Origin of the sequence: Paraburkholderia sp. UCT31 (assembly GCF_014397655.1) — a bacterium.
Classification (GTDB): Bacteria; Pseudomonadota; Gammaproteobacteria; order Burkholderiales; family Burkholderiaceae; genus Paraburkholderia; species Paraburkholderia tuberum.
Genome location: NZ_VZQP01000065.1, coordinates 12,319 through 37,795, shown reverse-complemented (window position 1 = coordinate 37,795; position 25,477 = coordinate 12,319). Strand labels below are relative to the sequence as shown.

The following is a 25,477-nucleotide window of genomic DNA, read 5'->3' as shown; positions in this document are numbered from 1 at the left end:
GTCATGCCTGATGACCATAGCGAGTCGGTCCCACCCCTTCCCATCCCGAACAGGACCGTGAAACGACTCCACGCCGATGATAGTGCGGATTGCCCGTGTGAAAGTAGGTAATCGTCAGGCTCCCCCCAGTCAGAAACCCCACCCGCCGCGGTGGGGTTTCTGCGTTTACGCGGCCCAAATCAACAGCAACATGCTCGACCGAGCACGAACAATAAGCGTGCTCGGACGCCGTTGCCAGCCACTGCCAAAAGTAGCCTGTTGATCGACGCTTTTTTGCGCATACGACCTGCGCACAAACAAGCGTCTAGCTCGTCCCGAGCGCTGCTCGGTGGCGTTCCCGCGCTCAACGCTAGCCTCCCGCACGTATCTAAGGACACAAGGACTCTCTTACTATATCGGATAGTCTTATGCGTATCAGTAAGCCAAATCATTACGTGGAAAGGGCGGTTTCAAGGTCGAAGCGCAACGGCGGGTAGAGAACGACAATTACCTTGGCCGGTCGTGTTGCCTCACGAAGGAATGTTACCCGACGGATTGTTGTCGTTTCGGTTTCTTTCTTCTTTTCTTTCGGGGGTTTGCCGGGCGCGGAGCGCCCGGCCCCCGCCGACTTTCAAATTTTCCGCAGCTCACACTTCAGCGGGCGTCTCGGCGGACTTGTGCAGGCAGCCCAGGACCATTTCTTTCACGCGCTCGGCGCGGCATGCCTTGACCCGACGCTGTAGCGTTCGAAGCTGTGCCTTGCTCGCATATGCATCCGGAACCATCGTCGCCAACCGGTCCATCAATTCATTGGCTGACACAGTTGGTTCGGCGATCAGCCACCCTTCGATAACCGGCCACGCGTCGGCGAACGGATCCACCCGGGTTTTCCACCAGTGCTTTGCCTTGGGCTGCTTTCTGTGCGTCGGACGTGCTTCCCCTTCCTTCCATGCCGAAGAGAGGCTCGCGAGGAAGACGGCAACATCGGATTCGCTTGCTGGCGCTGCTTCAGCGCGCACACCGCGGGCCGCGAACTCGCTCAATGTCTGCTGAGCCGTTCGCATCTCCTGCAGCAGCCGCACAGGATCGAGACTGTTGAACTGCGCCTTCAGCTTTTCCTTGATAGCGGGTTCGACGCTGTCGTGTGCCAGAAGCCGATCGCACGGCGTCGCCGGCGCAAAGTAGACTTTGTGCACCCGCGCGCCGTCGCGCGTCTTGGACTTCAGCTTGAAGGAAGGCTGGAAGAAGTTAATGTACAGCCGCGATGACGCGTATAGCTGCGCCAGCGCGCTCCTCGCATCGGTGCCGCTCAGGCGGCCATAGCCGACCAGCCGTCGCACGACGGAGCCGTTCTTCTGTTCCACCCAGGCCTGATCGTTCTTCCTGTAGGCCCGCGAGCGGGTCTGCTCAAGGCCATGTTCCTTGCAGTAGTCGAAGACACTCTGGTTCATGAATGCGGTGTCGTTATCCGAGTCCACTCCAAGCATCGCGAATGGCAGATCGGCGGACACCTTGTCAAAGGCTTCAATAACCAGCATCTGGTTGCGTACCCGCATGGCCACACATTCTGTCCAGCCGCTGGCGATATCGGTCAGCGTCAGCGTGTGGACGAAGTCACCGTCGGTCTTCGGACCGCCGCAGTGTTCGACCATGTCGATCTCAAAGAAGCCCGGCGGCGGATCGCGCCAGTCGGCGAAGGTACGCACCGGGATGCTGCGCCGGATGGCCGAGCCCACACCCTTGCGGCGTTTGCGCTGCCCGTCGATCGCCAAACGTGCATTGGCCAGCATGCGATCGATGGTCGCCGTGCTGACATCAAGGAGTTTGGCCTTGATGACGGGATCCAGATCGAGATGGCCGTGCCGCTCCATGGCATCAACCAGCTTCGGGATCAACGCCTTCAGGCGCTTGCCGCAAACCCGGTCGGCCGCTTCCCACAACACCGTCAGTGCCTGGCGTACCGCCTCGTCGTACAGCCGGTTGCGCTCGCGCGCCCCCTTTACCGCGCCGGGCTGCTCCCGCAGCAGCCGGATGGCGTGCTTGCGGTGATACCCGGTCAGAGCCACGAACTCGTCGAGAATCCTGATCCGGTCACCAAACGCCGCGCCGCTATACCGCAATTGCAATGCTGCGACCAACTCCTTACGTGTCGTCATGCTGATTTGCCTTGTCACCTCGTGTCGCTCTCTCCGGACAATCCGGCGGGTAGCAAACTACGTGAGGCAACAGGTCAGCGCGAGTTGCATTTCTGATGAGTCAATGCGCCGGCCAAGATAGTTGTCCCTCGGGCGGCCATCGTAATTGACAATCTACATTTCGCTTGAGCACTTTCTTCAGCACCGTTCGACCATGCTCATTTACACCATGGACGGCAAAAACGTTCTTCGCCAGATCGATGCCAACTGTCGTAATCTTCATGATGGGCGCTCCCCTCGGTCAGGTGGTTGCTTCGACACATCCACTTTGGCACGTTGATGCCGCTTCGGGTGGGGCGTCCATCCCATTAGTCTTGACGCTAGCTCGTTCGACGGCAGCGACCACTTCTGCTTGTGCTGCGCGATGAGTTCGAGAACGGCCTGCAGTCGCAAGTTCGCCTGTGGCGCGCTGACCATGCGGACCGCCGGCTTCTCCCTGAATCCGTCGTGAAGCGCGACCTTCCACTGGGCGGCAGACAGTTCAAGCGACACTGCCAGGATGACGCCCTCAGCATGTGGTCCGGTAACGTGATTTGCGTCCATGATGCCCTCCGTTGAGCAAACCTTGGCACGGTCAATCTTACGACTCGGGCCTTGACGACTCTCACGCTACGTAGGATCTGATTGTTCGCCGGGTCGCTGCGCGCTGGCCAACGTGCGGCCGCAATCATGAGCCTCATCCGCTCAGCGCAACTCAACGGTCACGAACCCCACGCATATCTGAAAGACATCGGGACACGGCCGCCCACCCACAGGGCAAGCGACATCGCCGCATTGCTGCCACATAGCTGGCAACCTCTTACCGCTGTCGCCTGATTCACCGTCCGTCAACGTGGGTTCGCCAGCCGCTTACCGCACGCACGCAAGGTGCCGGATCATACGGAAGTTGGCCTGTCCCTGCCACGGAAACGCGGCCAGCACCAGCCGGATCGCCATATCGAAAGGCGTGCGTCGGCCGATTCCGAGTACCTCTAAACGGCTCGATGCCAGATGACAGTTGTGCGGGCGCGGCGTCGCGTCGGTGGGCGTGCGCTGGGGCGTCAGACGCGCGTCGAGTTGCAACGCTTCTGCCAGGCGCACGGCGATCTCGTACTTGTTCATCGGTTCGTCGCCCGACCATTGCACGATGCCAGAGACCGTTTCGCCGCGCGCGTGCCGCTCGAGCATCTGTCGGATCACGAAAGCGACATCGGGCGTGAACGTAGGATAGCGGATCGCCCAAGCGTCCATCCTGGCAGCCTGGGCCCCCGGCGCCGCCGCTGCTGCAATCGCCGGCACGAGGCTAGTCACGGCCGATTCCGACCAACTGACGATCGGACCATATAGCAGCGGCAGACGCAGCACGCATCCGCCCTCGGCCGTGTCGGTCAGCGCTCGCTCGCCTTCGAGCTTGCTCTGTCCGTACGCGTTCAGTGGCGCAGGTGTGCTGTCGTGACGATAGGGCGGGTGCGTGCCGTCGAACACATAGTCGGTCGAGATCGACAGTGTCCACGCGCCGTGTCGGTTCGCCGCCCCGGCGATCATTCGCACGGCATCGACGTTCAGCGCGCGAGCAAGCGCCGGGTCGCGCTCGCATACATCGGGACGGCGCTCCGCCGCGGCAATCACGACGGCATCCGGCGCTACGCGGTCGATGAAACGCTCGACCGCAAAGCTATCGCGAACATCCAACGCGACCATTCGCGGAGACGTTCGGCTATATGCGGTGGAGACGGTCTGCCAGCCGGTCTGGCGCGCGAGTTCGTCGTTGAGCGCGCGGCCGAGCAATCCGGAACCACCTATTACGGCAACCTTGAACATGCGCGGCACCCTCAGCGCACAGACGTGACCGTGTATCCGGCCTCGTCAATCGCGGCCTTCAGCGCATCGACGGGTTGCGCCGACTCCACGAGCACGCGGCCGGTCGCGAGATCCACCTGAACCTGCGCGGCGGCGTCGTGCTCGCGAATCGCGCTCGTGACAGCGGCAACGCAGTGCTGGCAGCTCATGCCTTCTACATGGAGTTCGATTGTCATTGCAAAGACCTCGGCGGAATCAGATTGCGGATAGTCGAATTATGCCTGCCGTACCTTGTTTGGGTAGCTGACCTTCCTACCATGGGAAGGTGTAGGATCGATTGGAGTTCAGCCGCAACCTTGAGGAAACAGTCATGAACATAGGCGAAGCGGCCCGCGTGTCCGGCGTTACGGCAAAAATGATCCGCTACTACGAAAGTGTCGGCCTATTGACTGCGAAGGCGCGCACGAGTGCCGGTTATCGCGTGTATGGCCCGCAGGAAGTGCATTCCTTGCGCTTTATTCGCCAGGCTCGCCGGCTCGGATTTCTGGTCGAGGATATCCGGCGGCTGCTTGCTCTATGGCACGACCGCTCGCGTGCAAGTGCCGAAGTAAAGCGGATCGCGCTCGAACATGTCGCCGAACTCGATCGCCGCATCGCCGAACTGACGGACATGCGCGACACTCTCGCGCATCTGGCCGATCATTGCCATGGTGATGACCGGCCAGATTGTCCGATTATCGAGCGACTGGCGGACACCGATCTTGTATCGGGACAAGGTTGCCGTCCGCTTTAGCGGCTAATCGAACTGCAACCCGGCCTGCCGATTCTTAAGGTCGAGCGATTCATGCACCGAAAGTGCGCATAAAACTTGCGGAAATGACGTCCACTTAAAGGACGCCTGGATGAATCCCAATAAAATCAGGAACTGCATTGCACCTTACCGGTGCACTATTCCAAAACGGAATGCACACCATGCGGGCATTTCACTGTTCAGGTTGCACCTTGAGGCTATAATGCGGGTTAACCCTTTTATGGGAAATCCCTGATGTCAAATCACCGGGGATTCGATCTGATCCTTGGAGAACATCATGTTTGCATTCATTCTTGAGAAGCTCAGCACCTGGTTCGAAACCGCGGAACGTAGCCGTCGTGAGGCATATCTCGCCTCGTCGTCGGATATCGTTCAGCTCGAACAGCGCATCCGTTCGCTCGAAACCAACGGCTATTCGCTGTAAGTTTCCGCTTTGAGTTTGACCTGGCGGCGCCTGCTTTTGCGCGGCCGTGCAGTTGCAGTACCAATGTCGAGCCCCGTCAAAGCGGGGCTTTGTCGTATCTGGACATCGAAATCCGCGTGTGCCTTCGACGTTTTTTCGAGTGAACGACGCAAGAAAGCTGCTGATGGCGAATATCGACTAGCTTCGTAACGCGGCCCGCGGTAATGTATGGCGTTTTTCGCGCAAGACGGCATTCATAACCAATCGGGCTGTCCATGTCCTCCGTCCGTTCGCTGCAAACTTTCCGAGCCGTGATGGCCGCGGCCGCCATCGCGACGCTCGCCGCCCTCTGCGCCGCCTCGGACGCATTCGCAGTGTCCGATAACGGGCGTCCCCCCGTGATCCTCGATACGCTTGGCGGCGTCAATAATGGCCAGAGCGGTACCGTACTGCTGAGCTCGCCGCCTGCGCCGGAGCCGATCGTCGCCGCGCCGCCGATCGCGGCACCGGTCGAGCTGCCTGCGGAATCGTCGCCGCCGTTCGTGGTCGCGCCGTATATCCAATTGCCGGCGGGTGGTGGCGTGCCGCCGCGGCCGATGCCTCGAGCGGTGCCCCTTCCGCAATAGGTACCGACGGCGCGAGAGATCGTCGGCGGTGCTTCTGCGGTCCCGTTTCTCCCCCATACGCCAGCTTGCCTCGCACCCGACCATCTCATTCGGGTTTGGGCGCATGGCGTCCGTGAAACCGTCCGACGACAATCGTTGCACGCCTCGTCGCCGTGAGCTTCGATCTCGGCAAGTGCGCCTGCGTCACTGCTTCGAACGGAACACACAACAAGGAGACGTCACCATGCTCAATCAATGGATGCAGCGTGCGACGCGCACCTGCGTGATGCTGCTCGCACTGGCTGCGTTGCCCGGCGCTGGGTTCGCGAAGGACACGCCGGAAATGCCGACACTGACGATGGCCGTCGGCGGCTTACCTGGCCTCTACTATCTGCCGGTCCTCGCCGCACAGCAGCTCGGCTACTTCAAGGACGAAGGCCTGAACGTCACGCTCGAAGATTTCGCGGGCGGCTCGAAAGCGCTCGAAGCGGTGGTGGGCGGCAGCGCCGAAGTCGGCGCGGGCGCGTTCGAGCACACGTTGTTCATGCAGGCGAAGGGTCAGCACTATCGCGCGTTCGTGTTGATGGGCCGCGCACCGCAGATCGTGATCGGCGTGGTGAAGTCGAAGGCCGATCAGATCAAGTCGCTCGCGGACTTCAAAGGCGCGAAGGTCGGCGTGAGCGCACCGGGTTCGTCGACGGATCTCGTGCTCACCGTTGCGTTGCGCAAGGCCGGCGTGCAGCGCAGCGACATTTCGGCGATCGGTGTCGGCAGCGGCGCGACGGTGCTGGCCGCGGTGGGCAGTGGGCAGATCGACGCGCTGTCCAATGTCGATCCAATGATGACCAAGCTCACGCGTAGCGGCGCCATCAAGGTGCTTGTCGATACGCGCACGGTGAAAGGCACGCAGGAGGTGTTCGGCGGCATGATGCCCGCGGCGACGCTTTACGCGGCCGAAAGCTTCATCCAGAAAAATCCGAAGACAACGCAGGCGCTGACCAACGCGATCGTGCGTGCGAATCATTGGCTGCAGACTGCGAGCGACGCGGATCTGCTGAAGATGGTGCCGCAAGCCTATCTATTGGGTGACCCGACGCTCTATCTCGACGCCTTTCACAACGTGCGCGATGCGTATTCGCCGGACGGACTGATGCCCGCTGATGGCCCGGCGACGTCGCTGCGCGCGTTGTCGTCGTTCGATAGCCGGCTCGATCCGAAGAAGATCGATCTGAGTGCTACCTATACGAACCAGTTCGCGAGCAAGGCGGCCGCGCAGTTCAAGTGAGCGTATGCGGAGAACGGGTTGCGCAAGACAGGTGACGGGGAACCGCGCGCGGCACGCTCACGCGCCGCTCATCACGTTCAATTGCCGCGATATTCGACCTTGAACGTCGCAGCCTTGTCCTCGCCGAGCGTTTTGACGAGCCATGGCATCTGATCCTTCAGCGTCCTGGCGAGCGTATACGGCGGATTCAGGATGAACATGCCGCTACCGAACAGCCCATAGCCGTCTTCCGGCGGATTGCTGACGGTCAGGCTGACGTGCAGCCAGTTGTCCTTCTGCAGCTGCTTCAGTTGATCGGGAAAGCGCTGCGACTCAGGGCGCTTGACCTGCGGATACCAGACCGCATACGTGCCGGTCGGAAACCGCTTCAGACTTTCCTCGACACAGCGCAGCGTGCGCCCGTAATCGCGCTTGTCTTCATACGACGGGTCGAGCAGGATCAGCGCGCGGCGCGGCGCGGGCGGCAACAGCGTGAGAATCCCGTCGAAGCCGTCGCCCGCATACAGCATTGCGCGTCGGCCCGCGTCGCGAAAATTGTGGCGCAGGACGTCGATTTCGGTGCTGTGCAATTCGAAGAGCCGCATACGATCCTGCGCGCGCAGCTGTCGCCACGCGAGATACGGCGAGCCCGGATAAAAATGCAACTGGCCATCGGCATTGAGCGCGCTGACTTCATCGACGTATTCGGCGAACAGCGGCGGGAGATCGTTGCGGCCCCACAGTTTCGCAATACCCGTCTCGAACTCGCCGGTCTTCGTCGCGTAGCCTTCCTTCAGCGAGTAAACGCCGGCGCCCGCGTGGGTGTCGATATACCAGTAGGCCTTGTCCTTCTGGCCAAGGTAGCGCAGGAGCTGCAACACGACGGCGTGTTTCAGAACGTCGGCGTGATTGCCGGCATGAAAGGCGTGGCGGTAGCTGAGCATGATGAGAGGACGCTGAGAGAGCGCAGGCTGGCCCGAAGGAGCCGGCGACGCGCGGTCGCGTATTGTACGCGACCGCGCGTGCCCGGTTAGCCACCCGGTGCATGGCGCTGCGCGCGCGATTACTCGTGCGCGTCGCCGATGATCTCCTCGATCCGCTGCTTTATCTCCGGTGTGATGCGCTTGGCCACCTCGGCGGACTGCATGTTTTCGCCGATCTGTTCGACCCGCGAGGCGCCCGTGATCACCGTGCTGACATTCGGATTCTTCAGAATCCACGCGATCGCGAGCTGACCGACCGTGCAGCCGAGCTCGTCGGCGACCGCGCCGAGCTGGCCGACCACGTTGTTCCGGGTCGGGTCCGTGAGCTGCTGACGCAGCCAGTCATAGCCCTGCAACTGCGCGCGACTGTCGGCTGGCACGCCGTCACGATATTTGCCGGTGAGCAGACCCGATGCGAGTGGGCTCCACGTGGTCAGGCCGAGGCCGATGTCCTCGTAGAGCCGTTTGTATTCCTGCTCGACGCGTTTGCGGTGAAACAGGTTGTATTGCGGCTGCTCCATGACCGGCTTGTGCAGATGATGCCGCTCGGCGATTTCATAGGCGGCGCGAATCTCGTCGGCGCTCCATTCCGAGGTGCCCCAGTACAGCGCCTTGCCGCGCGCGATCATGTCGCTCATTGCCCACACCGTTTCCTCGACCGGCGTGTTCGGGTCCGGACGATGACAGAACACGAGATCCACATAGTCGAGCTGCAGGCGCTTCAGCGACGCGTCGATCGCGTTCATCAGGTACTTGCGGTTCAGCGTGTGGTACTGGTTCGGCGCTTCGTTGAGTCCCCAGAAGAATTTCGTCGACACGACGTAGCTCACGCGCGGCCACGCGAGCTCCTTCAACGCATGGCCCATGATCTCCTCGGATTTGCCGCCCGCGTAGACTTCGGCGTTGTCGAAGAAATTGACGCCCGCGTCGCGCGCCGCGGCAAGCGATTCGCGCGCGGCGCGGTGATCCACCTGGTTGCCGTACGTGACCCATGAGCCGATGGACAACTCGCTCACTTGCAGGCCCGAGCGGCCCAGACGTCGATAATTCATGCATGTCTCCTGGTTGGTGATGCCACGGGAATGGAGCCCGGATTCAGCCCGAAAGCGTCCAGTTTAAAGAGATACGGTTCGATGTGCGTTTTACCTATGTCGTGTACAGGGTTCATGCACAATAGCAAAGTCGGCCGCCGCGCTGCATCCGCCGAACGGTCTATACCGTTTGGCCGACTTCTCGCCGCGCGCGGTCTCGTGGTCTCATTGCTCATCAACTGCATGGAGGTTCTGGATGTCGTCTCTGAACTCGAATCTGAACGGCAAAGTTGCCGTCGTCACTGGTGCCGCGAGCGGCATCGGCAAACAGATCGCGTTGACTCTGTCGGCCGCGGGTGCTGCGGTCGCGATCGCCGACCTGAACCAGGACGGCGCGAACGCCGTGGCTGAAGAAATCAGAAAGGGCGGCGGTAAGGCAATCGGCGTGGCAATGGACGTGACGAACGAAGATGCCGTCAACCAGGGGATCGACAAGGTCGCCGAGGAATTCGGTTCGATCGACATTCTCGTTTCCAACGCCGGCATCCAGATCGTCAATCCGATCGAAAACTATTCTTTTTCGGACTGGAAGAAGATGCAGGCCATTCACGTGGACGGCGCGTTCCTGACCACCAAGGCCGCGCTCAAGCACATGTACAAGGACAATCGCGGCGGCGTCGTGATTTACATGGGCTCGGTCCACTCGCATCTCGCCTCGCCGCTGAAGTCGGCGTACGTGACCGCGAAGCACGCTCTGCTGGGCCTGTCGCGCGTGCTTGCCAAGGAGGGCGCTGCGCATAACGTGCGTTCGCACGTCGTGTGTCCGGGCTTCGTGCGCACGCCGCTCGTCGACAAGCAGATTCCCGAGCAGGCGAAAGAATTCGGCATCAGCGAAGAGGAAGTGATCAAGCGCGTGATGCTGGGCGGTACCGTCGACGGTATCTTCACGACGGTCGAAGACGTCGCGCAGACCGTGCTGTTCCTGTCGACATTCCCGAGCGCGGCGCTGACCGGCCAGTCGTTCGTCGTGAGCCACGGCTGGTACATGCACTAAGGGGCGGCCCATGGCGCAACGCAATCTGAAGCGGGCGCGGGCGGGCGTGTCGGGCGACGGGGAGGGCGCGGGTCCGTCGGTCGCCCCCCGCCCGCGCCGGCATCTCCGGTTGCCCAACTACGAAACTGTCGCGCTGATGCTGCAAGGCGGCGGCGCGCTCGGCGCCTATCAGGCCGGCGTCTTTCAGGGACTTTACGAAGCCGGCATCGAACCGAACTGGATCGCGGGTATCTCGATCGGTGCACTGAATACGGCGATCATTGCGGGCAATCCACCGGAACGACGCGTCGAGCGTCTGCTGCAATTCTGGGAGACGATCTGCCAGCCGGCGTTCGGGGCGCCCTTGCCGGCTCCGATCGAGCACCTGCTGTTCAATTCGAGCGAAGCGGTGCGCAAGGCATTTACGGCAGCGCAGGCAATGAGCGCGATCGTCGAAGGGCAAAAGGGCTTTTTCGTGCCGCGTTTCCCGCCGCCGTTGCCCACGGTGTCCGGTCCGCCGCAATTGGCGAGCTACTACGACACCACGCCGCTGAAGGCCACGCTCGAGTCGCTGTGTGATTTCGACCGGATTAATTCCGGCGAAATACGCGTGTCGGTGGGCGCGGTGAATTGCGGCACGGGCAATTTCGCGTACTTCGACAATACCCACACCACGCTCAGGCCCGAGCATTTCATAGCGTCTGGCGCGTTGCCGCCGGGCTTCGCGGCCGTCGAGATCGACGGTCAGTTCTACTGGGACGGCGGCCTGATGTCGAATACCCCGCTCTACGAGATGCTCCAGTCCACGCCGCGTCGCGACACGCTCGCGTTTCAGGTCGACCTATGGAGTGCGATCGGGCCGGTGCCGGACAACCTCACCGACGTGCAGGGGCGCATGAAAGACATCCAGTATTCGAGCCGTACGCGTCTCGTGACCGACATGCTGCAGCGCTCGCAGCGTTTCCGCCACGTACTGCGCGAGGTGCTGGACCGTGTGCCAGAAGACCAACGCGACGATCCGTGGTGCAAGCTGGCCGAAGATCTGTCGTGTTCAAAGCGCTACAACGTGATTCACCTGATCTACCGGCACAAGGAATACGAAGGACACTACAAGGACTATCAATTCGGTCTGTCGACGATGCGCGAGCATTGGCGAAGCGGTCTCGAAGATATTCTCCGTTCTCTCGAGCAGCCCGACTGGCTCGATATGCCGGAAAACGATGCCGGGTTCGTCACGCACGATATTCATCGGGATTCGCGCTGATTCCTCGCGGAGAGCCCCGACGCTGCGCCAACCAAGGCCGAACCGTCAGAAAATAAAAAAACGGCGCCTTTTCAGAAAAGGGCGCCGTTTTTACAGGCGGTGGCAGCGGCGAACCTGCTGCACTTGCACGGCAAACCTCCGCGCTGTGAATCGCCTTACTTCAGCACGTGAGCAATCGCGGTGGCGACGACGTCGAGGTTGCGCGTATTGAGCGCAGCCACGCAGATGCGGCCCGTGCTGACCGCATAGATACCGAACTCTTCGCGCAGACGGTCCACTTGCGGTGCCGTCAGACCCGAGTACGAGAACATGCCGCGCTGTGCGTTCACGAAGCTGAAGTCACGATCAACGCCGCTTGCCTTCAGGCGCTCGACGAGACCATTGCGCATCGCGCGGATGCGCTCGCGCATTTCCCCCAGTTCGCTTTCCCACGTCGCGCGCAGTTCCGGCGATGCGAGCACGGCCGCGACTACCGAGCCGCCGTGCGTCGGCGGGTTCGAGTAGTTGGTGCGGATCACGCGTTTCAGTTGCGACAGCACGCGCGCCGCTTCTTCCTTGCTCGCGGTGATGATCGACAGTGCGCCGACGCGCTCGCCGTACAGCGAGAACGACTTCGAGAACGACGAAGACACGAACACGTTCAGTTCCTGCGCCGCGAACAGACGCACGGCTGCCGCGTCCGCTTCGATGTTGTCGCCGAAGCCCTGGTAGGCGATATCGAGGAACGGCACGAGGTTGCGCGCCTTGACGACCTCGACGACCTGCTTCCACTGCTCGACGCTGAGGTCGACGCCGGTCGGGTTATGGCAGCACGCGTGCAGCACGACGATCGTGCCCGCCTCATAGCTGTTCAGCGCGCTCAACATGCCGTCGAAGTTCACGCCGTGCGTCTGCGCGTCATAGTACGGATACGATTCGACGACGAAGCCCGCGCCTTCGAACAGCGCGCGGTGATTTTCCCAGCTCGGATCGCTGATCGCGACCTTGCTATTCGGATTCACGCGCTTCAGGAAGTCCGCGCCGATCTTCAGCGCGCCCGTGCCGCCCAGCGCCTGCGCCGTGACGACGCGGCCGGCCGCGATCAGCGGCGAGTCGTTGCCGAGCAGCAGCTTTTGCACTGCGGCATCGTAAGCGGCGATACCTTCGATCGGCAGATAGCCACGCGGCAGCGCGGCTTCGACGCGGGCCATTTCCGCCTCGCGCACGGCGCGCAGCAGCGGAATCTTGCCTTCTTCATTGAAGTACACGCCAACGCCGAGGTTGACCTTGGTGGCGCGCGTATCGGCGTTGAAAGCTTCGTTCAGGCCCAGAATCGGGTCGCGGGGAGCAAGTTCGACGGCGGAGAACAGAGACATGATGGGTGGGCAGCAGTAGTGAAAAGAGGGCGGCTTCGCGCGCGAGCGGCCTCATCTGGGGCGTCTGCGGCGTTTCGCGGGTGGGCGTGAGTTCGACGAAACGCGAAAATCGGGGACGCCCTATGGACAGCGGCGAGCGAGCGCAACTTCGCATTGTAACGAATCCGGGCGCTTTTTTCGGACGACCAGACGGGCAAAAGGCGATTATTTGCTTGAAAAACAGGCACTGGAGAGCCATGTGGCAGTAAGGAATTCGAGCGGGCGTGGCGATGTCGACGGCGCGAACGGGCCGAGGTGCGCTGTCCATCGGCGCTGACTGCGCCACGATGACGCGTGGCGTGGAGGACAGAGCCCGGCATGGGAGTTCGCGGTAAACCCCGTCAGGGCGCGCAAGTCCGCAAAGGGCCATAACACACCGGCGCCCAGGTCCGCCCTACGTAAGCCCGCTCGATCTTCGCTTTCCGCAACCCGTTAGAATGATTCTTTGCCCAAGGCCCGGTGCCGCCCCTCATGTCCGAACACCATCTGACTGAAGCCGACGATACGCTCGACGAATCAAAATTCATCACGTTCGAAGGTTCACCGTTCAAGCTCTACCAGCCGTATCCGCCCGCCGGCGACCAGCCCACGGCCATCGACACGCTCGTCGAAGGCGTCGGCGACGGTCTCGCGTTCCAGACGCTGCTCGGCGTGACCGGCTCCGGCAAGACTTTCACGATGGCCAACACGATCGCGCGGCTCGGCCGCCCGGCGATCGTGTTCGCGCCGAACAAGACGCTCGCCGCGCAGCTGTATTCGGAGTTCCGCGAGTTCTTTCCGCGCAACGCGGTCGAGTACTTCGTTTCGTACTACGACTACTACCAGCCGGAAGCGTATGTGCCGCAGCGCGATCTGTTCATCGAGAAAGACTCGTCGATCAACGAGCATATCGAGCAGATGCGGCTGTCGGCGACCAAGAGCCTGATGGAGCGGCGCGACGTGGTGATCGTCGCGACGGTGTCGGCGATTTACGGTATCGGCAATCCGTCCGAATACCACCAGATGATCCTGACGCTGCGCACCGGCGACCGGCTCGGCCAGCGCGACGTCATCGCGCGGTTGATCGCGATGCAGTACAGCCGCAACGAAGCCGACTTCCAGCGCGGCTCGTTCCGCGTGCGCGGCGACACGATCGATATCTTCCCGGCCGAGCACGCCGAGATGGCGGTGCGCGTCGAGCTGTTCGACGACGAGGTCGAGACGCTGCAGCTATTCGATCCGTTGACCGGCCGCGTGCGGCAGAAAATTTCGCGCTTTACCGTCTATCCGTCGTCGCACTACGTGACGCCGCGCGATACCGTGCTGCGCGCCGTCGAAACGATCAAGGCCGAGCTGCGCGAGCGCCTCGAATTCTTCTATAGCCAAGGCAAGCTCGTCGAGGCGCAGCGCCTCGAGCAGCGCACCCGCTTTGACCTCGAAATGCTGCAGGAGCTCGGTTTCTGCAAGGGCATCGAGAACTATTCGCGGCACTTCTCGGGCGCGGCGCCGGGCGAGCCGCCGCCGACGCTCGTCGATTACCTGCCGCCCGACGCGATCATGATGCTCGACGAATCGCACGTGCTGATTGGCCAGCTGAACGGCATGTACAACGGCGACCGCGCGCGCAAGGAAAACCTCGTCGACTACGGCTTCCGGCTGCCGTCGGCGCTCGACAACCGGCCGCTCAAGTTCAACGAGTTCGAGCGCAAGATGCGCCAGGTCGTGTTCGTGTCGGCGACGCCCGCCGATTACGAGAAGAGGACCGCGGGGCAGGTCGCCGAACAGCTTGTGCGTCCGACCGGCCTCGTCGACCCTGAAATCGAGGTGCGGCCGGCGCGCAGCCAGGTCGACGACGTGCTTGGCGAGATCAACGAGCGCGTCAAGGCCGGCGACCGCGTGCTGGTCACGACGCTGACCAAGCGGATGGCCGAGCAGCTCACCGAGTTCCTGGCCGACCACGGCATCAAGGTGCGCTATCTGCACAGCGACATCGACACGGTCGAGCGCGTCGAGATCATCCGCGATCTGCGTCTCGGCGCGTTCGACGTGCTGGTCGGGATCAACCTGCTGCGCGAGGGGCTCGATATTCCCGAGGTGTCGCTCGTCGCGATTCTCGACGCGGACAAGGAAGGCTTCCTGCGCGCCGAGCGTTCGCTGATCCAGACCATCGGCCGGGCGGCGCGTAACGTGAACGGCAAGGCGATTCTGTACGGAGACAACATCACGGACTCGATGCGTCGCGCGATCGACGAAACCGAGCGGCGTCGCGCCAAGCAGATCGCGTTCAACGCCGCGCACGGCATCACGCCGCGTGGTGTCGTGAAGCGGATTCGCGACATCATCGATGGCGTGTACAACGTCGACGAAGCGCGCGCCGAGTTGAAGGAGCAGCAGACTCGCGCGAAGTTCGAGGACATGTCCGAGAAGCAACTCGCCAAGGAGATCAAGCGCCTCGAAAAGCAGATGATGGAGCACGCGAAGAATCTCGAATTCGAGAAGGCCGCGCAGACCCGCGACCAGCTAGCGCTGCTGCGTCAGCGCGTGTTCGGCGCGAACGTCGGCGACCACGTGTCGGGCGTCGAATAGCTAGCGTCCCTCCACCGCTTTGTCCACCACGAAAGGGCGCGGTTACTTGCCGCGCCTGTTCACATCGGCCGGCGCTTTAGGTCCCGCTGCAGCCGTCGGCGCGGCCAACCTGGCCGTGACGAATTCCGTCCCTGTTTCCCCGCCGCACGAAGGTTTCTTAAGCGAGCCTTAAGACCCTGCTGACATCAGGCAGAGCGTGCTGACAGGTTTGTTCTCGTCAACGATCGATGATAAACTCGCCCCAATATTGAGAATGGTTCGCATTTAAGTTTACATCTGACTTGCGGCCGCAGTGTTTCAATGAAATCGATTCCAGTCTGATAGAAACAAGGAGCTTCAATGCGGATTTCTTCCTTTGTGCGCGGTGGCGCGGCAGCGGTAGCTGCTGTCGCGGCGCTGTCGGCCTCGGCCGCCGAATATCCGATCGGCAAACAGCAGATCCAGGGCGGCATGGAAATCGGCGCGGTCTACCTGCAGCCGGTCACGATGGAACCTGAAGGCATGATGCGCAAGGCGTCGGATTCGGACATTCACCTCGAGTCCGACATCCACGCGGTCAAGAACAATTCGACCGGTTTCGCCGAAGGCGACTGGATGCCGTATCTGCAGGTGCACTACGAACTGACGAAGGCCGGCTCGAACCAGCCGTTGAAGGGCGACCTGATGCCGATGGTCGCGAACGATGGTCCGCACTACGGCGACAACGTCAAGCTGCAAGGCCCGGGCAAGTATCACCTGAAGCTGATCGTCGAACCGCCGATGCAAATGGGCCACATGGCGTTCGGCCGTCACGTCGACAAGGAAACCGGCGTGGGTCCGTGGTTCAAGCCAATCACGCTCGAATACGACTTCACCTTCGCTGGCATCGGCAAGAAGGGCGGTTACTGATCGGCGCGCGGCGCCAACGCGGTCGCTCAACATATCAGTGAATGCAGCAGACGGCGCGCGGACAGTCGGAGTCATATCTGGCGTTGGCGCGACGCGTTTTCCGGAAAGGGCAATGAGAATCAACCGAAAGATCGCGATGCTTGCCGCCACGTTTTGCCTGGCGGCCACGGCTCATGCAGCCGACCTGCCGACCTTCAAGCTCGAAATGAACGACGGCAAACTGAACCCGGCCCGCATCGAAGTGCCGGCAGGCCAGCGTATCAAGATCGAAGTGCGCAACACCGGCAAGGGCGCGGCCGAATTCGAAAGCGTGCAGTTGCGTAAAGAGAAGGTTCTGGCGCCGGGCGCCGATTCGTTCGTCGTGATCGCTCCGCTGGAGCCGGGCGAATACAAGTTTTTCGACGACTTTCACCAGCAGGCGCGGGGCGTGATCGTCGCGAAGTAAGCAGTGGTCTCGATCGAATGCGAACGCGAACTCGCCACGGCAAGCGGGCGCTGTCGGTCGCGCGAGGCAACGGAAGCGGGCAGTAGAAGGATCGAAGGGAGAGCTTGAATGGGTCAGATTCTGTTCATCGTGTGGCGGGAGAGCGTCGAGGCGCTGCTGGTCGTCGGCATCCTGTACGCGTGGTTGAAAAACGGCGACGACGACGCCCGTCGCGGCTTGCCGTACCTGTGGGGCGGCGTGGCGGCCGGCGTGATCGCGGCGGTGGCGCTCGGCGCGGCGCTGGTCGGCTTCACCGAGGTGCTCTCCGGTGACGCGCAGGATTACTTCCAGACCGCGATGGTGCTCATCGCCTGCGTGCTGATCGTGCAGATGGTGCTGTGGATGAAGCAGCACGGCCGCACGCTGAAGCGCGACATGGAACAGTCGCTGCAAAAGAGCCAGCGCGATTCGAACTGGTGGGGCGTGGCGCTGCTGGTCGCACTGGCGATCGCGCGCGAAGGCAGCGAAACCGTGATCTTCCTGTACGGCCTCGGCTTTGGCCAGTCGGGTCATGTCGACGGCAGTCAGATGCTCGCTGTCGTGATCGGTCTCGCGCTTGCGTTCCTGACCTTCTACGTGTTGCAGCTCGGCGGCAAGATCATCTCGTGGCGGCTCTTTTTTCGCGTCACCGAAATCATGCTGCTGTTCCTCGGCGCGGGGCTGTTCCAGACCGGCGTCGACAAGCTGATCGACAAGGAAATCCTGCCGACGCTCGTCGACCAGCTGTGGAATTCGTCGGCGATTCTCGATGATTCGAGCACCTTCGGTTCGCTCGTCGCGACGCTGACCGGCTACCGCGCGCATCCGGCGCTGATGAATCTGCTCGCCTATGCCGTGTATTGGGCGGTCGTTTATCTGCTCGTGCGCCGCGCCAGTCGCAAGCCCGCGCAGCAGACGGTAGGGCGCGCGGCATGAGCGCCGTGATGGCTTCCCGGCCGGGCCGCCTCGCGGCGGCCGGCCAGTGGATGCAGCGCCACGGCGCGGTGATTCGCGGCATCCAGTGGGTCGTGGTCGCGGTGTATGCGTTCCTGATCGTCGTGCCCGCGCTGATGCCGCTGCCGGACGACACCGCGCATCTGTGGAACAACCTGACGCTCGCCGCGCAGTTCGTGTTCTGGGGCATCTGGTGGCCGTTCGTGTTGCTGTCGATGGTGATGCTCGGCCGCGTCTGGTGCGGCGTGCTGTGTCCGGAGGGCGCGCTCGCCGAATTCGCGAGCAAATTCGGCCGCGGCCGCGCGATTCCGCATTGGATGCGCTGGGGCGGCTGGCCGTTCGTCGCGTTCGGCATCACGACGATCTACGGGCAGATGGTGAGCGTCTACCAGTATCCGAAAGCGGTGTTGCTGGTGCTCGGCGGCTCGACCTTCGCGGCAATCGTGATCGGTCTGCTATACGGACGCGAGAAGCGCGTCTGGTGCAAATACCTGTGCCCCGTCAACGGGGTTTTTTCGCTTCTGTCACGGCTCGCGCCGTTTCACTACAAGGTCGACGAAGACGCGTGGCGCCGCTCGTACACGAACGGCGAGCATGGGCATCGCGTGATTCCGATCAACTGCGCGCCGCTCGTGCCGTTGCGCAACATGAAGGGTGCGGCGGACTGCCATATGTGCGGCCGTTGCAGCGGACACCGCGATGCGATCGCGCTGACGTGGCGCAAGCCGTCGACCGAAATCGTGCAGTTGGGCGACAAGAAGGCGAACCCGTGGGACACCGCGCTGATCCTGTACGGCCTGCTCGGCATCGCGATCGGCGCGTTCCACTGGACCGCGTCGCGCTGGTTCATCGACCTGAAGATGTTCGCCGCGACGTGGCTCGTCGATCGCGACATCACGTGGCCGCTCGACACCAACGCGCCGTGGTTCCTGTTCACGCATTACCCCGACCAGAACGACGTGTTCTCGTGGCTCGACGGCTCGCTGCTGATCGGCTACATCCTGTCGACGGCGCTTGTCTACGGCACCGTGCTGCTGCTGTTGCTGACGGGCGCGACGCGCATGCTCGGGCGCTTCGACGCAACGCGTCTGCATCACTTGACGCAGGGGCTGATTCCGATCGCGGGCGCGGGCGTATTCCTTGGTTTGTCGGCGACGACGCTGTCGTTGCTGCGCGCCGAGCACGTGTCGCTGTGGTGGGCGTCGGGTCTGCGCATCGCAATTCTCGTGATTGCGAGCGCGTGGAGCGCATGGCTCGCGTGGCTCGTCACGCGCCGCTACAGCGAGCGCTTCGTGCAACGCGCGCTGGCGATGTTGTGGTTCGTCGCGGCGCTGGCGGTCGTCAATAGCGCGTGGTGGCTGATGTTCTGGGGCTGGGCCTCGAAGTAAGTCTTTAGCCCGTGTCCGGTGCGAACGCAGGCGCAGGCGCAAACGAAAAGCCGTGGGATGGTGACACCCCACGGCTTTATCATTTTCAGCGATGTACGCCGTTGCGCGCATCGGCTTTCGAGCGAGAACCAAAAAAGCGGCCTGGCTTGCTGCGACGGCTGGCTTGGTGTCTGCACGAAGGGGTCTAGTTCTCGCGTGCAAACCGTCGTGGCTGGCTAATGCCTAACACCTCTCTGGGAGGTGGTCCCCACAATACCCGGTACTTACCTCGTGTCTTGCTACTTCGTCAGGATCAGCTTGCCGAGGCGCGTCGCACGCAGTTGATACGTGTCGCCGTTGTGCACGATGCTGATGTGACTATGGCCTTGCAGCAGCGCGTCGCTGCGCACGACCCGTTCCGACGTCTCGCTCTGGCCGGCGGTGCGTTGCGCGCCGGGTTTCGCCGCGGGCGCGGCCGTCGTCGACGATTGCGGGCGGCTGGTTAGCGCGGCCGCCGAGCGGCGCAGGCTGAGCGTGGAGGAGCGAGTCATATCGGTCATTCGTTTTAGCTTGTTCGTCGATTCGATGTGATCATTCTAAATGATAACCATTCCTATTTGCAAGATCGATAAATTGATCGGGTCCGAGTTTTGATAGCTGAATGAAAGTGCGTCTAGATGGCGATTCTGGAAGCCATTCTGACATGGCCCCGCGAAAGCGCGGGCAGGGCGCCCGCGCGGTATGTCAGTGCAACGGTCCCGGTTCCTGCCCGGCCGCGACGTACTGGCGGATCAGCCGCACCGTATCGATATCGTTCTCGCGATACGCGGACTTGACGATCTCCTGCGTCTGCACGGCGTCCTGGTCGGTCGAGACGGGCAGCGTGGTCGCGTACTCGAAGCGTAGGAACAACTGCAACTCATCGGGCTGCTCGATCGTCATCGTCAGGGAGCCGCCGACGTGCTCGGCGGTCGGCAGGATGTCGTAGCGCACGCTTTCGGTTTCCTGCAGTGTGACGCGATCGCGCACAGTGGCGTGGCCGTAGTGCAACTCACGCTCGAGCACATTGCCGTCGCGCGACAGGATCGTGCAGCTGTCGAGACCCATCACGAACAGTTGCGGCTGCTCGGCGCGCAGCACGAGCCCTTCCCACAGCTGCTCGCGGGTCATCGATTCGACGAAGGGATTCAACGGATCGTTGATCTGAATAAGGTGTTCGAAATTCAAGACGACTGCGTCCTATGAAAATATTGCAATACCCGTGACCCGAACGGACGGCGTCCGACCGTCCTATGCGCGTTTGCTGCGACTGTTAAGCGACCGCGAGCGCGGAGCGGATCGAGATCGTGTGCGTGAGGATCTTGTGCACCGGGCACGCATTGGCAATTTGCAAAAGCCGTTCCCGCTGCTCGCCGGAGAGTTCGCCATCGAGCATGATCTGACGGTCGATCGTCGAGCCTGCGTCGCCGGTTTCCATCGACAGTTTCACGCGTACGCCCGCGAGCGGCCAGCCTTTGCGCTGCGCGTACATCTTTAGCGTGATCGACGTACAAGCGCCGAGGCTCGACAGCAGCAGCGAGACCGGCGTCGGGCCGCGGTCGCCGCCGCCTAGCGATTCGGGTTCGTCGGCAAGCCACGTGTGCTTGCCGTCGTCGAACACGACCTGGAAATTCGTCGAACCGATGTGGGCGGTGACGGTGGGCTCTGCCATACGCGCTCCTCTGATAGGGATCTAATAGCGTCGCGCGCCGCGGACTGTCGAAATCAACGCGGGCTGCGCGACATGAGCCGTTATTGTGAACGAATTTACCGGCGTTCGCGGCCCGTGGCGGATGATTTGGCGGCGCGCGCGTGGCTGGTGGCAAGCTTCGCCTCGCGCCGACAGGCGTGACAAACGCGCGGCACGCGCTCGCCTGTCAGTGCGTGATCGTGCCCATCCGCCCGGCCTGATAGTCGATCACCGCCTGACGGATCTCGTCTTCGGTATTCATCACGAACGGGCCATAGCGCACCACCGGTTCCTTCAGCGGCACGCCGCCGATCAGCAGCACTTCGAGTGGTTCGTCGCCGGCCGTGATGGTCACCGCGTCGCCGTCGTTGGCGAACACCACCATCGTGCGCGCGTCGATGTCCGCGCGCGCGTCGCCTTCGCCATACACGCCCTTGCCGGACAGCCCATACGCGAACACGCGATAGTCGGCCGGTACCGGCTGGCGGATCGTCGCGCCCGGCTGCAACGAGAAATGCTGATACAGGATCGGCGTGTGCGTTTCGATCGCGGCCTTGACGCCGAGCGCTTCGCCCGCGATGACCTTCACGCGCACCTGACCGTCTTCGGACGTCGCGGCCGGAATCCGTGTCGACGGAATTTCCTGGTAGCGCGGCGCGATCATCTTGTCGCGACGCGGCAGGTTCACCCATAGCTGCAGGCCGTGCACGCGACCGCCGGTGCGCGTGAATTCCGGGTCCGGCATTTCGCTATGCACGACGCCCGCGCCCGCGGTCATCCATTGCACGTCACCGGCGTGCAGCGTGCCGGAATGGCCCGCCGAATCCTTGTGGCCGAACTGGCCCTCGAGCACATAGGTGACCGTCTCGAAGCCGCGATGCGGATGATCGGGCGCGCCAATGGCCTCGCCTGGCGCATAGTCGACCGGCCCCATTTCGTCGAGCAGCAGGAACGGATCGAAGTCCATCAGCAGACGCGTCGGAAACGGTCGATGAACGATGAATCCGCCGCCCTCCACTGTGCGAACCGACGGGAACGTGCGTTCGATCGTGCGTGACGTAGTCATCAATATCACCTCGAAAAATGGGGAATAGCGCGATTTCTGAAACATGGGGCTATTATAGGGACCGTTTTTGGCGGTGCCAGCCGTCCCTCAGCAATGGATTGTTCTATTCATGGAACGATGAGATGAAGATCGATTCACACAATCTGAACGACCTCATGTACTTTTCGCAGGTCGTCGAACATGGCGGATTTTCGGCCGCCGAGCGGATGCTGGGCATCTCGAAGTCGCGCCTGTCGCGTCGGCTCACGGAGCTGGAGGCGTCGCTCGGCGTGCGCCTGTTGCAGCGTTCCACTCGCAAGCTCGCACTGACCGAAGCGGGGCAGCTGTTCTACCAGCACTGTCAGGCGATGCTCAGCGAAGCGCAGGCGGCGGTCAATGTCGTGCAGCAGTTGCGCTCGTCGCCGCGCGGCACGGTGCGCGTCAGCGTGCCGGTTACGATCTCGCAGACGATTCTGTCGACGATCCTGCCGGAATTCATGCACCGCTTTCCGGAGGTGCGCGTCGTGATGCGCGTGACGAATCGCGTGGTCGATCTGTTCGAGGATTCGATCGACGTCGCACTGCGCGTGCGTTCGGATCCGCCGGAAAACGCGAACATCGTCGTGCGGCCGCTGTGGCGCACCGAGCAGATGCTGGTCGGCGCGCCGAGCCTGCTGCAGCAGAATGCGCCGCCGCTGACGCCGGGCGACCTGAACCGCTTCGAAACACTCGACGTGCCGACGAGCGACGGCCGCCACGTGTACAACCTGATCTCGCCCGACGGCACGCGCCATGCTCACGAACACGAGCCGCGCCTCGTGACCGCCGACCTGATGACGATTCGCGAGGCGGCGCTCGCCGGCGTCGGCATCGCCGCATTGCCGGAGATGATGTATGGAGCCGCGTTGAGAGCGGGGCAACTGTCGCCCGTGATGCCGGGCTGGAGTTTTCCGACGCCGCAGTTGTACGCGGTGTTCGTGTCGCGTCAGGGGATGGTGCCGGCCGTGCGCGCGTTTGTCGATTATCTGGTCGAGATGCTCGATCCGGATGAGGGCAAGCACATCATCGGCGAGTGTCCTGAGCGCGCCGAAAAAGCGGCGGCGCAGGGATCGGTGGCGAGGGCGTCCTCCGCTGGGTCGGCGGCGGTTTCATGAGGCTCTGTGGCAACTTGAGGGGGCACGGTGCGCCGCGGGCCGCTAGCGCGCTTCGGAAATCGCTTTTAGCATTTAAGCGCGGCCTGTCATGATTACTTTCAATGGTCGTTTGCTTGAATGCGCGCGCACACAGGCATATAGTGAAATCCCTTTCGCTAAGGAGTGTCCTATGCGAAAACTCATGGCCGCTATCATAGCGGGCCTGATAGGGCTGACCGCGTTGTCCGTGTCGACCACGGCCCTCGCATGCGGTGATAAAAGCTATCAGTCTTCGGCCGATGGCAAATGATCCCGCCGCCCGAAGGCGCCGAGTGCGCACAAAAAAAGGCCTTCATCCGACGATGAAGGCCTTTTACTTTTTGGCCCTGTTTAAAGGGGTGTTCCCGTGGACGAGCGCGCTGCTCCGCTTGCCACGTTACCGCTTACTTCGCTTTGGGCTGCGTGACGAAACCGATCTTCGTCAGTCCGCCAGCCTGCGCGGCGGACATCACCTGCGCGACCTTCTCGTACGGCACCTTGCGGTCCGCATCGAGATGCAACTCCGGCTGCGGGCTCGCCTGCGCGGCCGCGGCGATCTTCGCGGCGAGCGCCGCATCGTCGACCTTGGTGCTGTCCCACAGCACATTGCCGTCCGCGTCGATCGACACCGTCACCTGCGCGGGCTTCGTATCTTCCCTCTGACTGCTCGCGTGCGGCAGATCGATCTTGACCGCGTGACGGATCACTGGAATCGTCACCATGAAGACGATCAGCAGAACCAGCATCACGTCGACGAGCGGCGTCATGTTGATCTCGTTCATCAGGCCGTCGTCATCGTCTCCGGCGAAAGGGCTCATTGCCATTGGGATGCCTCGTCGATCAGTTGGCGCGGGTTGCGAGACGCAGGCCGTCGCCGCGCCTGGTCGACGACAAACGGGCACCGGTCACGAAGAACGCATGCAGGCCGTGAGCGAAGCGGCTCAGCTTCGCGACGATCGCCTTGTTGGCTCGCGTCAGCGCGTTATAGCCGAGCACGGCCGGAATCGCGACGAACAGACCAAACGCGGTCATGATCAGCGCTTCGCCGACCGGGCCGGCGACCTGGTCGATCGACGACTGGCCGCTCGCGCCGATCGCGAGCAGCGCGTGATAGATGCCCCAGACGGTGCCGAACAGGCCGACGAACGGCGCGGTGCTGCCGATCGACGCAAGAATCGCGAGACCGCTCTGCATGCGCGCGACGCTTTCGTCCATCGTGTCTTTCAGGCAGCGCGTGACCCAGTCCGATACGTCCATGCGGTCGTGCAGATGCGGCTGCGTCTGGTGATGATGGTCGGCCGCTTCCTGGCCCGACAGCGCGAGCGCGAGGAACGGGTTGTCATGCGGCGTCGAGGCGCCGCCGCCGAGCTTCTTCACGCCGTCGGCGAGGTCGTCCGAATGCCAGAACGCCTGCTCGGCGTTCTTCGTCAGGCGCTTCAGGCGCATCACGTTCCAGCCTTTGACGACGATCACGCTCCACGACATCACCGACATGATCAATAACGCCAGCGCGATACCGCGCGTCACGAAATCCCCTTGCGCCCACACGTGTGCCAATCCGTAGTTTTGCATTGCAATTCCTTGTTTTTGAAACTTGCTTCAGTCGGTCAGATTGAAGTTGAAAGGCTGGGTGTACGCGGCCCTGACGGGCTCGCCGTTCTCGAGATACGGTTTGCAGGCGCTCGCGCGTACGGCGGCCACGGCCGCGTCGTCGAGACGGCTAAAGCCGCTGCTTTTCTTCAACTCGATGTTCTCGAGCTTGCCGCTCAGACCGACGACGAAGTGCACGTACGCGGTGCCGGATTCGCCGCGGCGCCGCGATAGAGCCGGGTATTCGGGCTGGCTGATATTGCAATCGAGGTGCGACACGTTTTTCGGCGCGCTGATTTCCATCGTCGGCTTGCCGATCGCGGGCGCTGCCGCGGTGGGGGGTGTCGCCGGCGCGGCGGGCGCGGGCGGCGTCGGATCGGGCGCCGCGACCGGCGTCGGCGATGGCGCAGCGGCCTGTGGCAACGGAGTTGGCGTCGGCTTGGGCGTCGGAGTCGGCTTCGGCTGGGCCTTCGGCCTCGTATGGACGGGCGGTGTTGGCCGGGCCGGCGGCGGAGCGATCGATTGCAACGCGACCGGCGCGGCGAGCGGCGCGGGCGGCAGCAGTTCGGCGGTCATCACGTGCGATTCGAGCGCGACCGGTACAGGCTCGTGACGCAGCGTCATGATCACGGCGAGCAGAGCGACGTGAACCGCGGCGACTATGGCAGTGGCCGTCAGCGCGCGGGAATTCGGTCGGGTGGACGACGCCAGCGTGGCGCCGGCGGAAACGGGATGCGGAGCCTGCATGGTCAGTGTGGCAGCGCACCGTGCGGGCGGCGCGTCAAACAGGGCATCGTCATGTTCGGAAAATCAGCAGCGAAATGAACAAAGTAGTCACGAAACCAATCAGCAATTCCATCTCGAACTCCTTTCGAAGGGGGAGCGGGGTAGCTGGCTGGTACGAGTACTGGCTTGCTGACGGTGGGATAACGCAGTACGGCGGACAGTACTGCGGTTGTGTTG

General features: G+C 62.5%; 26 protein-coding genes, 1 rRNA gene and 2 pseudogenes. 14 read left to right on the top strand and 15 right to left on the bottom strand.

Annotation, left to right across the window (positions count from 1 at the left end):
• Window positions 1-6: 6 nt before the first annotated feature.
• A 5S ribosomal RNA gene (gene rrf / locus F6X40_RS35610) occupies window positions 7-120 on the top strand.
• A gap of 506 nt (window positions 121-626) precedes the next feature.
• Here the strand turns inward: rrf and F6X40_RS35605 are convergent.
• The 3 genes and pseudogenes from F6X40_RS35605 to F6X40_RS35595 all read right to left on the bottom strand — a co-directional run bounded on the left by F6X40_RS35605 (window position 627) and on the right by F6X40_RS35595 (window position 2,717).
• Entirely contained in the window at window positions 627-2,135 is a 1,509-nt protein-coding gene (locus F6X40_RS35605; RefSeq protein WP_187631093.1) for an integrase catalytic domain-containing protein, read from the bottom strand.
• 160 nt (window positions 2,136-2,295) lie between these two features.
• Window positions 2,296-2,397, bottom strand: a pseudogene (locus F6X40_RS35600) (IS110 family transposase); the annotation flags it as partial.
• On the bottom strand, window positions 2,394-2,717 hold the full coding sequence (locus F6X40_RS35595; RefSeq protein ID WP_262421670.1) for a hypothetical protein: 324 nt from the start codon (window positions 2,715-2,717) through the stop codon (window positions 2,394-2,396). The pseudogene F6X40_RS35600 and the gene F6X40_RS35595, both read right to left, overlap by 4 nt.
• A gap of 81 nt (window positions 2,718-2,798) precedes the next feature.
• Between F6X40_RS35595 and F6X40_RS35590 the strand changes: the two are divergent.
• A pseudogene (locus F6X40_RS35590) lies at window positions 2,799-2,990 on the top strand (transposase domain-containing protein); the annotation flags it as partial.
• A gap of 33 nt (window positions 2,991-3,023) precedes the next feature.
• Here the strand turns inward: F6X40_RS35590 and F6X40_RS35585 are convergent.
• The gene (locus F6X40_RS35585) at window positions 3,024-3,974 is read right to left on the bottom strand and encodes a dTDP-4-dehydrorhamnose reductase family protein (protein WP_187631092.1); all 951 of its coding nucleotides are present in this window, start codon (window positions 3,972-3,974) and stop codon (window positions 3,024-3,026) included.
• An 11-nt stretch (window positions 3,975-3,985) separates the two neighbouring features.
• Window positions 3,986-4,189, bottom strand: a complete 204-nt coding sequence (locus tag F6X40_RS35580) for a heavy-metal-associated domain-containing protein (RefSeq protein WP_090803824.1) — start codon at window positions 4,187-4,189, stop codon at window positions 3,986-3,988.
• Window positions 4,190-4,323: 134 nt separating this feature from the next.
• On the opposite strand from F6X40_RS35580, the gene cueR reads away from it, so the two are divergent.
• The 4 genes from cueR to F6X40_RS35560 all read left to right on the top strand — a co-directional run bounded on the left by cueR (window position 4,324) and on the right by F6X40_RS35560 (window position 7,057).
• A complete protein-coding gene (cueR, locus tag F6X40_RS35575) occupies window positions 4,324-4,746 on the top strand; it encodes a Cu(I)-responsive transcriptional regulator (protein WP_018418651.1) in 423 nt (140 codons plus the stop codon).
• A 295-nt stretch (window positions 4,747-5,041) separates the two neighbouring features.
• Entirely contained in the window at window positions 5,042-5,188 is a 147-nt protein-coding gene (locus F6X40_RS35570) for a DUF3563 family protein (protein WP_018418650.1), read from the top strand.
• Between the two features lie 254 nt (window positions 5,189-5,442).
• A complete protein-coding gene (locus F6X40_RS35565; protein WP_260336535.1) occupies window positions 5,443-5,793 on the top strand; it encodes a hypothetical protein in 351 nt (116 codons plus the stop codon).
• Between the two features lie 223 nt (window positions 5,794-6,016).
• Complete coding sequence (locus tag F6X40_RS35560) at window positions 6,017-7,057, top strand: ABC transporter substrate-binding protein (RefSeq protein WP_187619694.1); 1,041 nt, start codon at window positions 6,017-6,019, stop codon at window positions 7,055-7,057.
• Between the two features lie 77 nt (window positions 7,058-7,134).
• Here F6X40_RS35560 and F6X40_RS35555 read toward each other — a convergent pair whose 3' ends face one another.
• Window positions 7,135-7,980 carry a 23S rRNA (adenine(2030)-N(6))-methyltransferase RlmJ gene (locus F6X40_RS35555; protein ID WP_184070208.1) on the bottom strand — a complete coding sequence of 282 codons (846 nt, stop codon included), beginning with the start codon at window positions 7,978-7,980 and terminating at the stop codon, window positions 7,135-7,137.
• A gap of 119 nt (window positions 7,981-8,099) precedes the next feature.
• Window positions 8,100-9,071, bottom strand: coding sequence for a potassium channel beta subunit family protein (locus F6X40_RS35550; RefSeq protein ID WP_184062158.1), 972 nt, complete (start codon window positions 9,069-9,071; stop codon window positions 8,100-8,102).
• Between the two features lie 235 nt (window positions 9,072-9,306).
• On the opposite strand from F6X40_RS35550, the gene F6X40_RS35545 reads away from it, so the two are divergent.
• Together F6X40_RS35545 and F6X40_RS35540 are read left to right on the top strand one after the other, a co-directional pair.
• Window positions 9,307-10,104 carry a 3-hydroxybutyrate dehydrogenase gene (locus tag F6X40_RS35545; protein WP_090803833.1) on the top strand — a complete coding sequence of 266 codons (798 nt, stop codon included), beginning with the start codon at window positions 9,307-9,309 and terminating at the stop codon, window positions 10,102-10,104.
• Window positions 10,105-10,114: 10 nt separating this feature from the next.
• The gene (locus tag F6X40_RS35540; RefSeq protein WP_187631091.1) at window positions 10,115-11,347 is read left to right on the top strand and encodes a DUF3734 domain-containing protein; all 1,233 of its coding nucleotides are present in this window, start codon (window positions 10,115-10,117) and stop codon (window positions 11,345-11,347) included.
• Window positions 11,348-11,502: 155 nt separating this feature from the next.
• On the opposite strand, the gene F6X40_RS35535 is transcribed toward F6X40_RS35540, so the two are convergent.
• On the bottom strand, window positions 11,503-12,702 hold the full coding sequence (locus F6X40_RS35535; protein ID WP_187631090.1) for an amino acid aminotransferase: 1,200 nt from the start codon (window positions 12,700-12,702) through the stop codon (window positions 11,503-11,505).
• 510 nt (window positions 12,703-13,212) lie between these two features.
• Here F6X40_RS35535 and uvrB point away from each other — a divergent pair.
• The 5 genes from uvrB (at window position 13,213) to F6X40_RS35510 (ending at window position 18,999) form a co-directional block, all read left to right on the top strand.
• Window positions 13,213-15,306 carry an excinuclease ABC subunit UvrB gene (gene uvrB / locus F6X40_RS35530; RefSeq protein ID WP_187631089.1) on the top strand — a complete coding sequence of 698 codons (2,094 nt, stop codon included), beginning with the start codon at window positions 13,213-13,215 and terminating at the stop codon, window positions 15,304-15,306.
• A gap of 339 nt (window positions 15,307-15,645) precedes the next feature.
• Window positions 15,646-16,194 carry an iron transporter gene (locus tag F6X40_RS35525; RefSeq protein ID WP_187631088.1) on the top strand — a complete coding sequence of 183 codons (549 nt, stop codon included), beginning with the start codon at window positions 15,646-15,648 and terminating at the stop codon, window positions 16,192-16,194.
• 112 nt (window positions 16,195-16,306) lie between these two features.
• Entirely contained in the window at window positions 16,307-16,639 is a 333-nt protein-coding gene (locus F6X40_RS35520) for a cupredoxin domain-containing protein (protein WP_184070197.1), read from the top strand.
• 108 nt (window positions 16,640-16,747) lie between these two features.
• On the top strand, window positions 16,748-17,593 hold the full coding sequence (locus F6X40_RS35515; protein WP_187631087.1) for an FTR1 family protein: 846 nt from the start codon (window positions 16,748-16,750) through the stop codon (window positions 17,591-17,593).
• Complete coding sequence (locus F6X40_RS35510; protein WP_187631086.1) at window positions 17,590-18,999, top strand: 4Fe-4S binding protein; 1,410 nt, start codon at window positions 17,590-17,592, stop codon at window positions 18,997-18,999. Before F6X40_RS35515 ends, F6X40_RS35510 begins: the two co-directional genes overlap by 4 nt.
• Before the next feature lie 278 nt (window positions 19,000-19,277).
• Here the strand turns inward: F6X40_RS35510 and hemP are convergent, their stop codons facing one another.
• The 4 genes from hemP to F6X40_RS35490 all read right to left on the bottom strand — a co-directional run bounded on the left by hemP (window position 19,278) and on the right by F6X40_RS35490 (window position 21,773).
• Window positions 19,278-19,538, bottom strand: a complete 261-nt coding sequence (gene hemP / locus F6X40_RS35505) for a hemin uptake protein HemP (protein WP_187631085.1) — start codon at window positions 19,536-19,538, stop codon at window positions 19,278-19,280.
• Between the two features lie 184 nt (window positions 19,539-19,722).
• Window positions 19,723-20,205, bottom strand: coding sequence for an SRPBCC family protein (locus tag F6X40_RS35500; protein ID WP_184070189.1), 483 nt, complete (start codon window positions 20,203-20,205; stop codon window positions 19,723-19,725).
• An 85-nt stretch (window positions 20,206-20,290) separates the two neighbouring features.
• Window positions 20,291-20,689 carry an OsmC family protein gene (locus F6X40_RS35495; protein WP_184044399.1) on the bottom strand — a complete coding sequence of 133 codons (399 nt, stop codon included), beginning with the start codon at window positions 20,687-20,689 and terminating at the stop codon, window positions 20,291-20,293.
• 205 nt (window positions 20,690-20,894) lie between these two features.
• Entirely contained in the window at window positions 20,895-21,773 is an 879-nt protein-coding gene (locus F6X40_RS35490) for a pirin family protein (protein WP_187631084.1), read from the bottom strand.
• Window positions 21,774-21,895: 122 nt separating this feature from the next.
• On the opposite strand from F6X40_RS35490, the gene F6X40_RS35485 reads away from it, so the two are divergent.
• Window positions 21,896-22,906 (top strand): LysR family transcriptional regulator, encoded by a 1,011-nt coding sequence (locus F6X40_RS35485; protein ID WP_187631083.1) that lies wholly within the window; start codon window positions 21,896-21,898, stop codon window positions 22,904-22,906.
• Window positions 22,907-23,328: 422 nt separating this feature from the next.
• Here the strand turns inward: F6X40_RS35485 and F6X40_RS35480 are convergent, their stop codons facing one another.
• From F6X40_RS35480 to F6X40_RS35470, 3 genes are read right to left on the bottom strand one after another with little or no spacing between them, the layout of a single operon-like run.
• A complete protein-coding gene (locus tag F6X40_RS35480; RefSeq protein WP_090803854.1) occupies window positions 23,329-23,748 on the bottom strand; it encodes an ExbD/TolR family protein in 420 nt (139 codons plus the stop codon).
• A gap of 16 nt (window positions 23,749-23,764) precedes the next feature.
• Window positions 23,765-24,496, bottom strand: a complete 732-nt coding sequence (locus tag F6X40_RS35475) for a MotA/TolQ/ExbB proton channel family protein (protein WP_184070183.1) — start codon at window positions 24,494-24,496, stop codon at window positions 23,765-23,767.
• A 27-nt stretch (window positions 24,497-24,523) separates the two neighbouring features.
• A complete protein-coding gene (locus F6X40_RS35470; protein WP_187631082.1) occupies window positions 24,524-25,261 on the bottom strand; it encodes an energy transducer TonB in 738 nt (245 codons plus the stop codon).
• Between the last annotated feature and the right edge of the window lie 216 nt (window positions 25,262-25,477).

What these genes read in the sequence shown, in the direction of transcription:
- F6X40_RS35605 (WP_187631093.1), bottom strand. Translation starts at nt 2,135, where the DNA reads ATGACGACACGTAAGGAGTTGGTCGCAGCATTGCAATTGCGGTATAGC.
- F6X40_RS35595 (WP_262421670.1), bottom strand. Translation starts at nt 2,717, where the DNA reads ATGGACGCAAATCACGTTACCGGACCACATGCTGAGGGCGTCATCCTG.
- F6X40_RS35585 (WP_187631092.1), bottom strand. Translation starts at nt 3,974, where the DNA reads ATGTTCAAGGTTGCCGTAATAGGTGGTTCCGGATTGCTCGGCCGCGCG.
- F6X40_RS35580 (WP_090803824.1), bottom strand. Translation starts at nt 4,189, where the DNA reads ATGACAATCGAACTCCATGTAGAAGGCATGAGCTGCCAGCACTGCGTT.
- cueR (WP_018418651.1), top strand. Translation starts at nt 4,324, where the DNA reads ATGAACATAGGCGAAGCGGCCCGCGTGTCCGGCGTTACGGCAAAAATG.
- F6X40_RS35570 (WP_018418650.1), top strand. Translation starts at nt 5,042, where the DNA reads ATGTTTGCATTCATTCTTGAGAAGCTCAGCACCTGGTTCGAAACCGCG.
- F6X40_RS35565 (WP_260336535.1), top strand. Translation starts at nt 5,443, where the DNA reads ATGTCCTCCGTCCGTTCGCTGCAAACTTTCCGAGCCGTGATGGCCGCG.
- F6X40_RS35560 (WP_187619694.1), top strand. Translation starts at nt 6,017, where the DNA reads ATGCTCAATCAATGGATGCAGCGTGCGACGCGCACCTGCGTGATGCTG.
- F6X40_RS35555 (WP_184070208.1), bottom strand. Translation starts at nt 7,980, where the DNA reads ATGCTCAGCTACCGCCACGCCTTTCATGCCGGCAATCACGCCGACGTT.
- F6X40_RS35550 (WP_184062158.1), bottom strand. Translation starts at nt 9,071, where the DNA reads ATGAATTATCGACGTCTGGGCCGCTCGGGCCTGCAAGTGAGCGAGTTG.
- F6X40_RS35545 (WP_090803833.1), top strand. Translation starts at nt 9,307, where the DNA reads ATGTCGTCTCTGAACTCGAATCTGAACGGCAAAGTTGCCGTCGTCACT.
- F6X40_RS35540 (WP_187631091.1), top strand. Translation starts at nt 10,115, where the DNA reads ATGGCGCAACGCAATCTGAAGCGGGCGCGGGCGGGCGTGTCGGGCGAC.
- F6X40_RS35535 (WP_187631090.1), bottom strand. Translation starts at nt 12,702, where the DNA reads ATGTCTCTGTTCTCCGCCGTCGAACTTGCTCCCCGCGACCCGATTCTG.
- uvrB (WP_187631089.1), top strand. Translation starts at nt 13,213, where the DNA reads ATGTCCGAACACCATCTGACTGAAGCCGACGATACGCTCGACGAATCA.
- F6X40_RS35525 (WP_187631088.1), top strand. Translation starts at nt 15,646, where the DNA reads ATGCGGATTTCTTCCTTTGTGCGCGGTGGCGCGGCAGCGGTAGCTGCT.
- F6X40_RS35520 (WP_184070197.1), top strand. Translation starts at nt 16,307, where the DNA reads ATGAGAATCAACCGAAAGATCGCGATGCTTGCCGCCACGTTTTGCCTG.
- F6X40_RS35515 (WP_187631087.1), top strand. Translation starts at nt 16,748, where the DNA reads ATGGGTCAGATTCTGTTCATCGTGTGGCGGGAGAGCGTCGAGGCGCTG.
- F6X40_RS35510 (WP_187631086.1), top strand. Translation starts at nt 17,590, where the DNA reads ATGAGCGCCGTGATGGCTTCCCGGCCGGGCCGCCTCGCGGCGGCCGGC.
- hemP (WP_187631085.1), bottom strand. Translation starts at nt 19,538, where the DNA reads ATGACCGATATGACTCGCTCCTCCACGCTCAGCCTGCGCCGCTCGGCG.
- F6X40_RS35495 (WP_184044399.1), bottom strand. Translation starts at nt 20,689, where the DNA reads ATGGCAGAGCCCACCGTCACCGCCCACATCGGTTCGACGAATTTCCAG.
- F6X40_RS35490 (WP_187631084.1), bottom strand. Translation starts at nt 21,773, where the DNA reads ATGACTACGTCACGCACGATCGAACGCACGTTCCCGTCGGTTCGCACA.
- F6X40_RS35485 (WP_187631083.1), top strand. Translation starts at nt 21,896, where the DNA reads ATGAAGATCGATTCACACAATCTGAACGACCTCATGTACTTTTCGCAG.
- F6X40_RS35480 (WP_090803854.1), bottom strand. Translation starts at nt 23,748, where the DNA reads ATGGCAATGAGCCCTTTCGCCGGAGACGATGACGACGGCCTGATGAAC.
- F6X40_RS35475 (WP_184070183.1), bottom strand. Translation starts at nt 24,496, where the DNA reads ATGCAAAACTACGGATTGGCACACGTGTGGGCGCAAGGGGATTTCGTG.
- F6X40_RS35470 (WP_187631082.1), bottom strand. Translation starts at nt 25,261, where the DNA reads ATGCAGGCTCCGCATCCCGTTTCCGCCGGCGCCACGCTGGCGTCGTCC.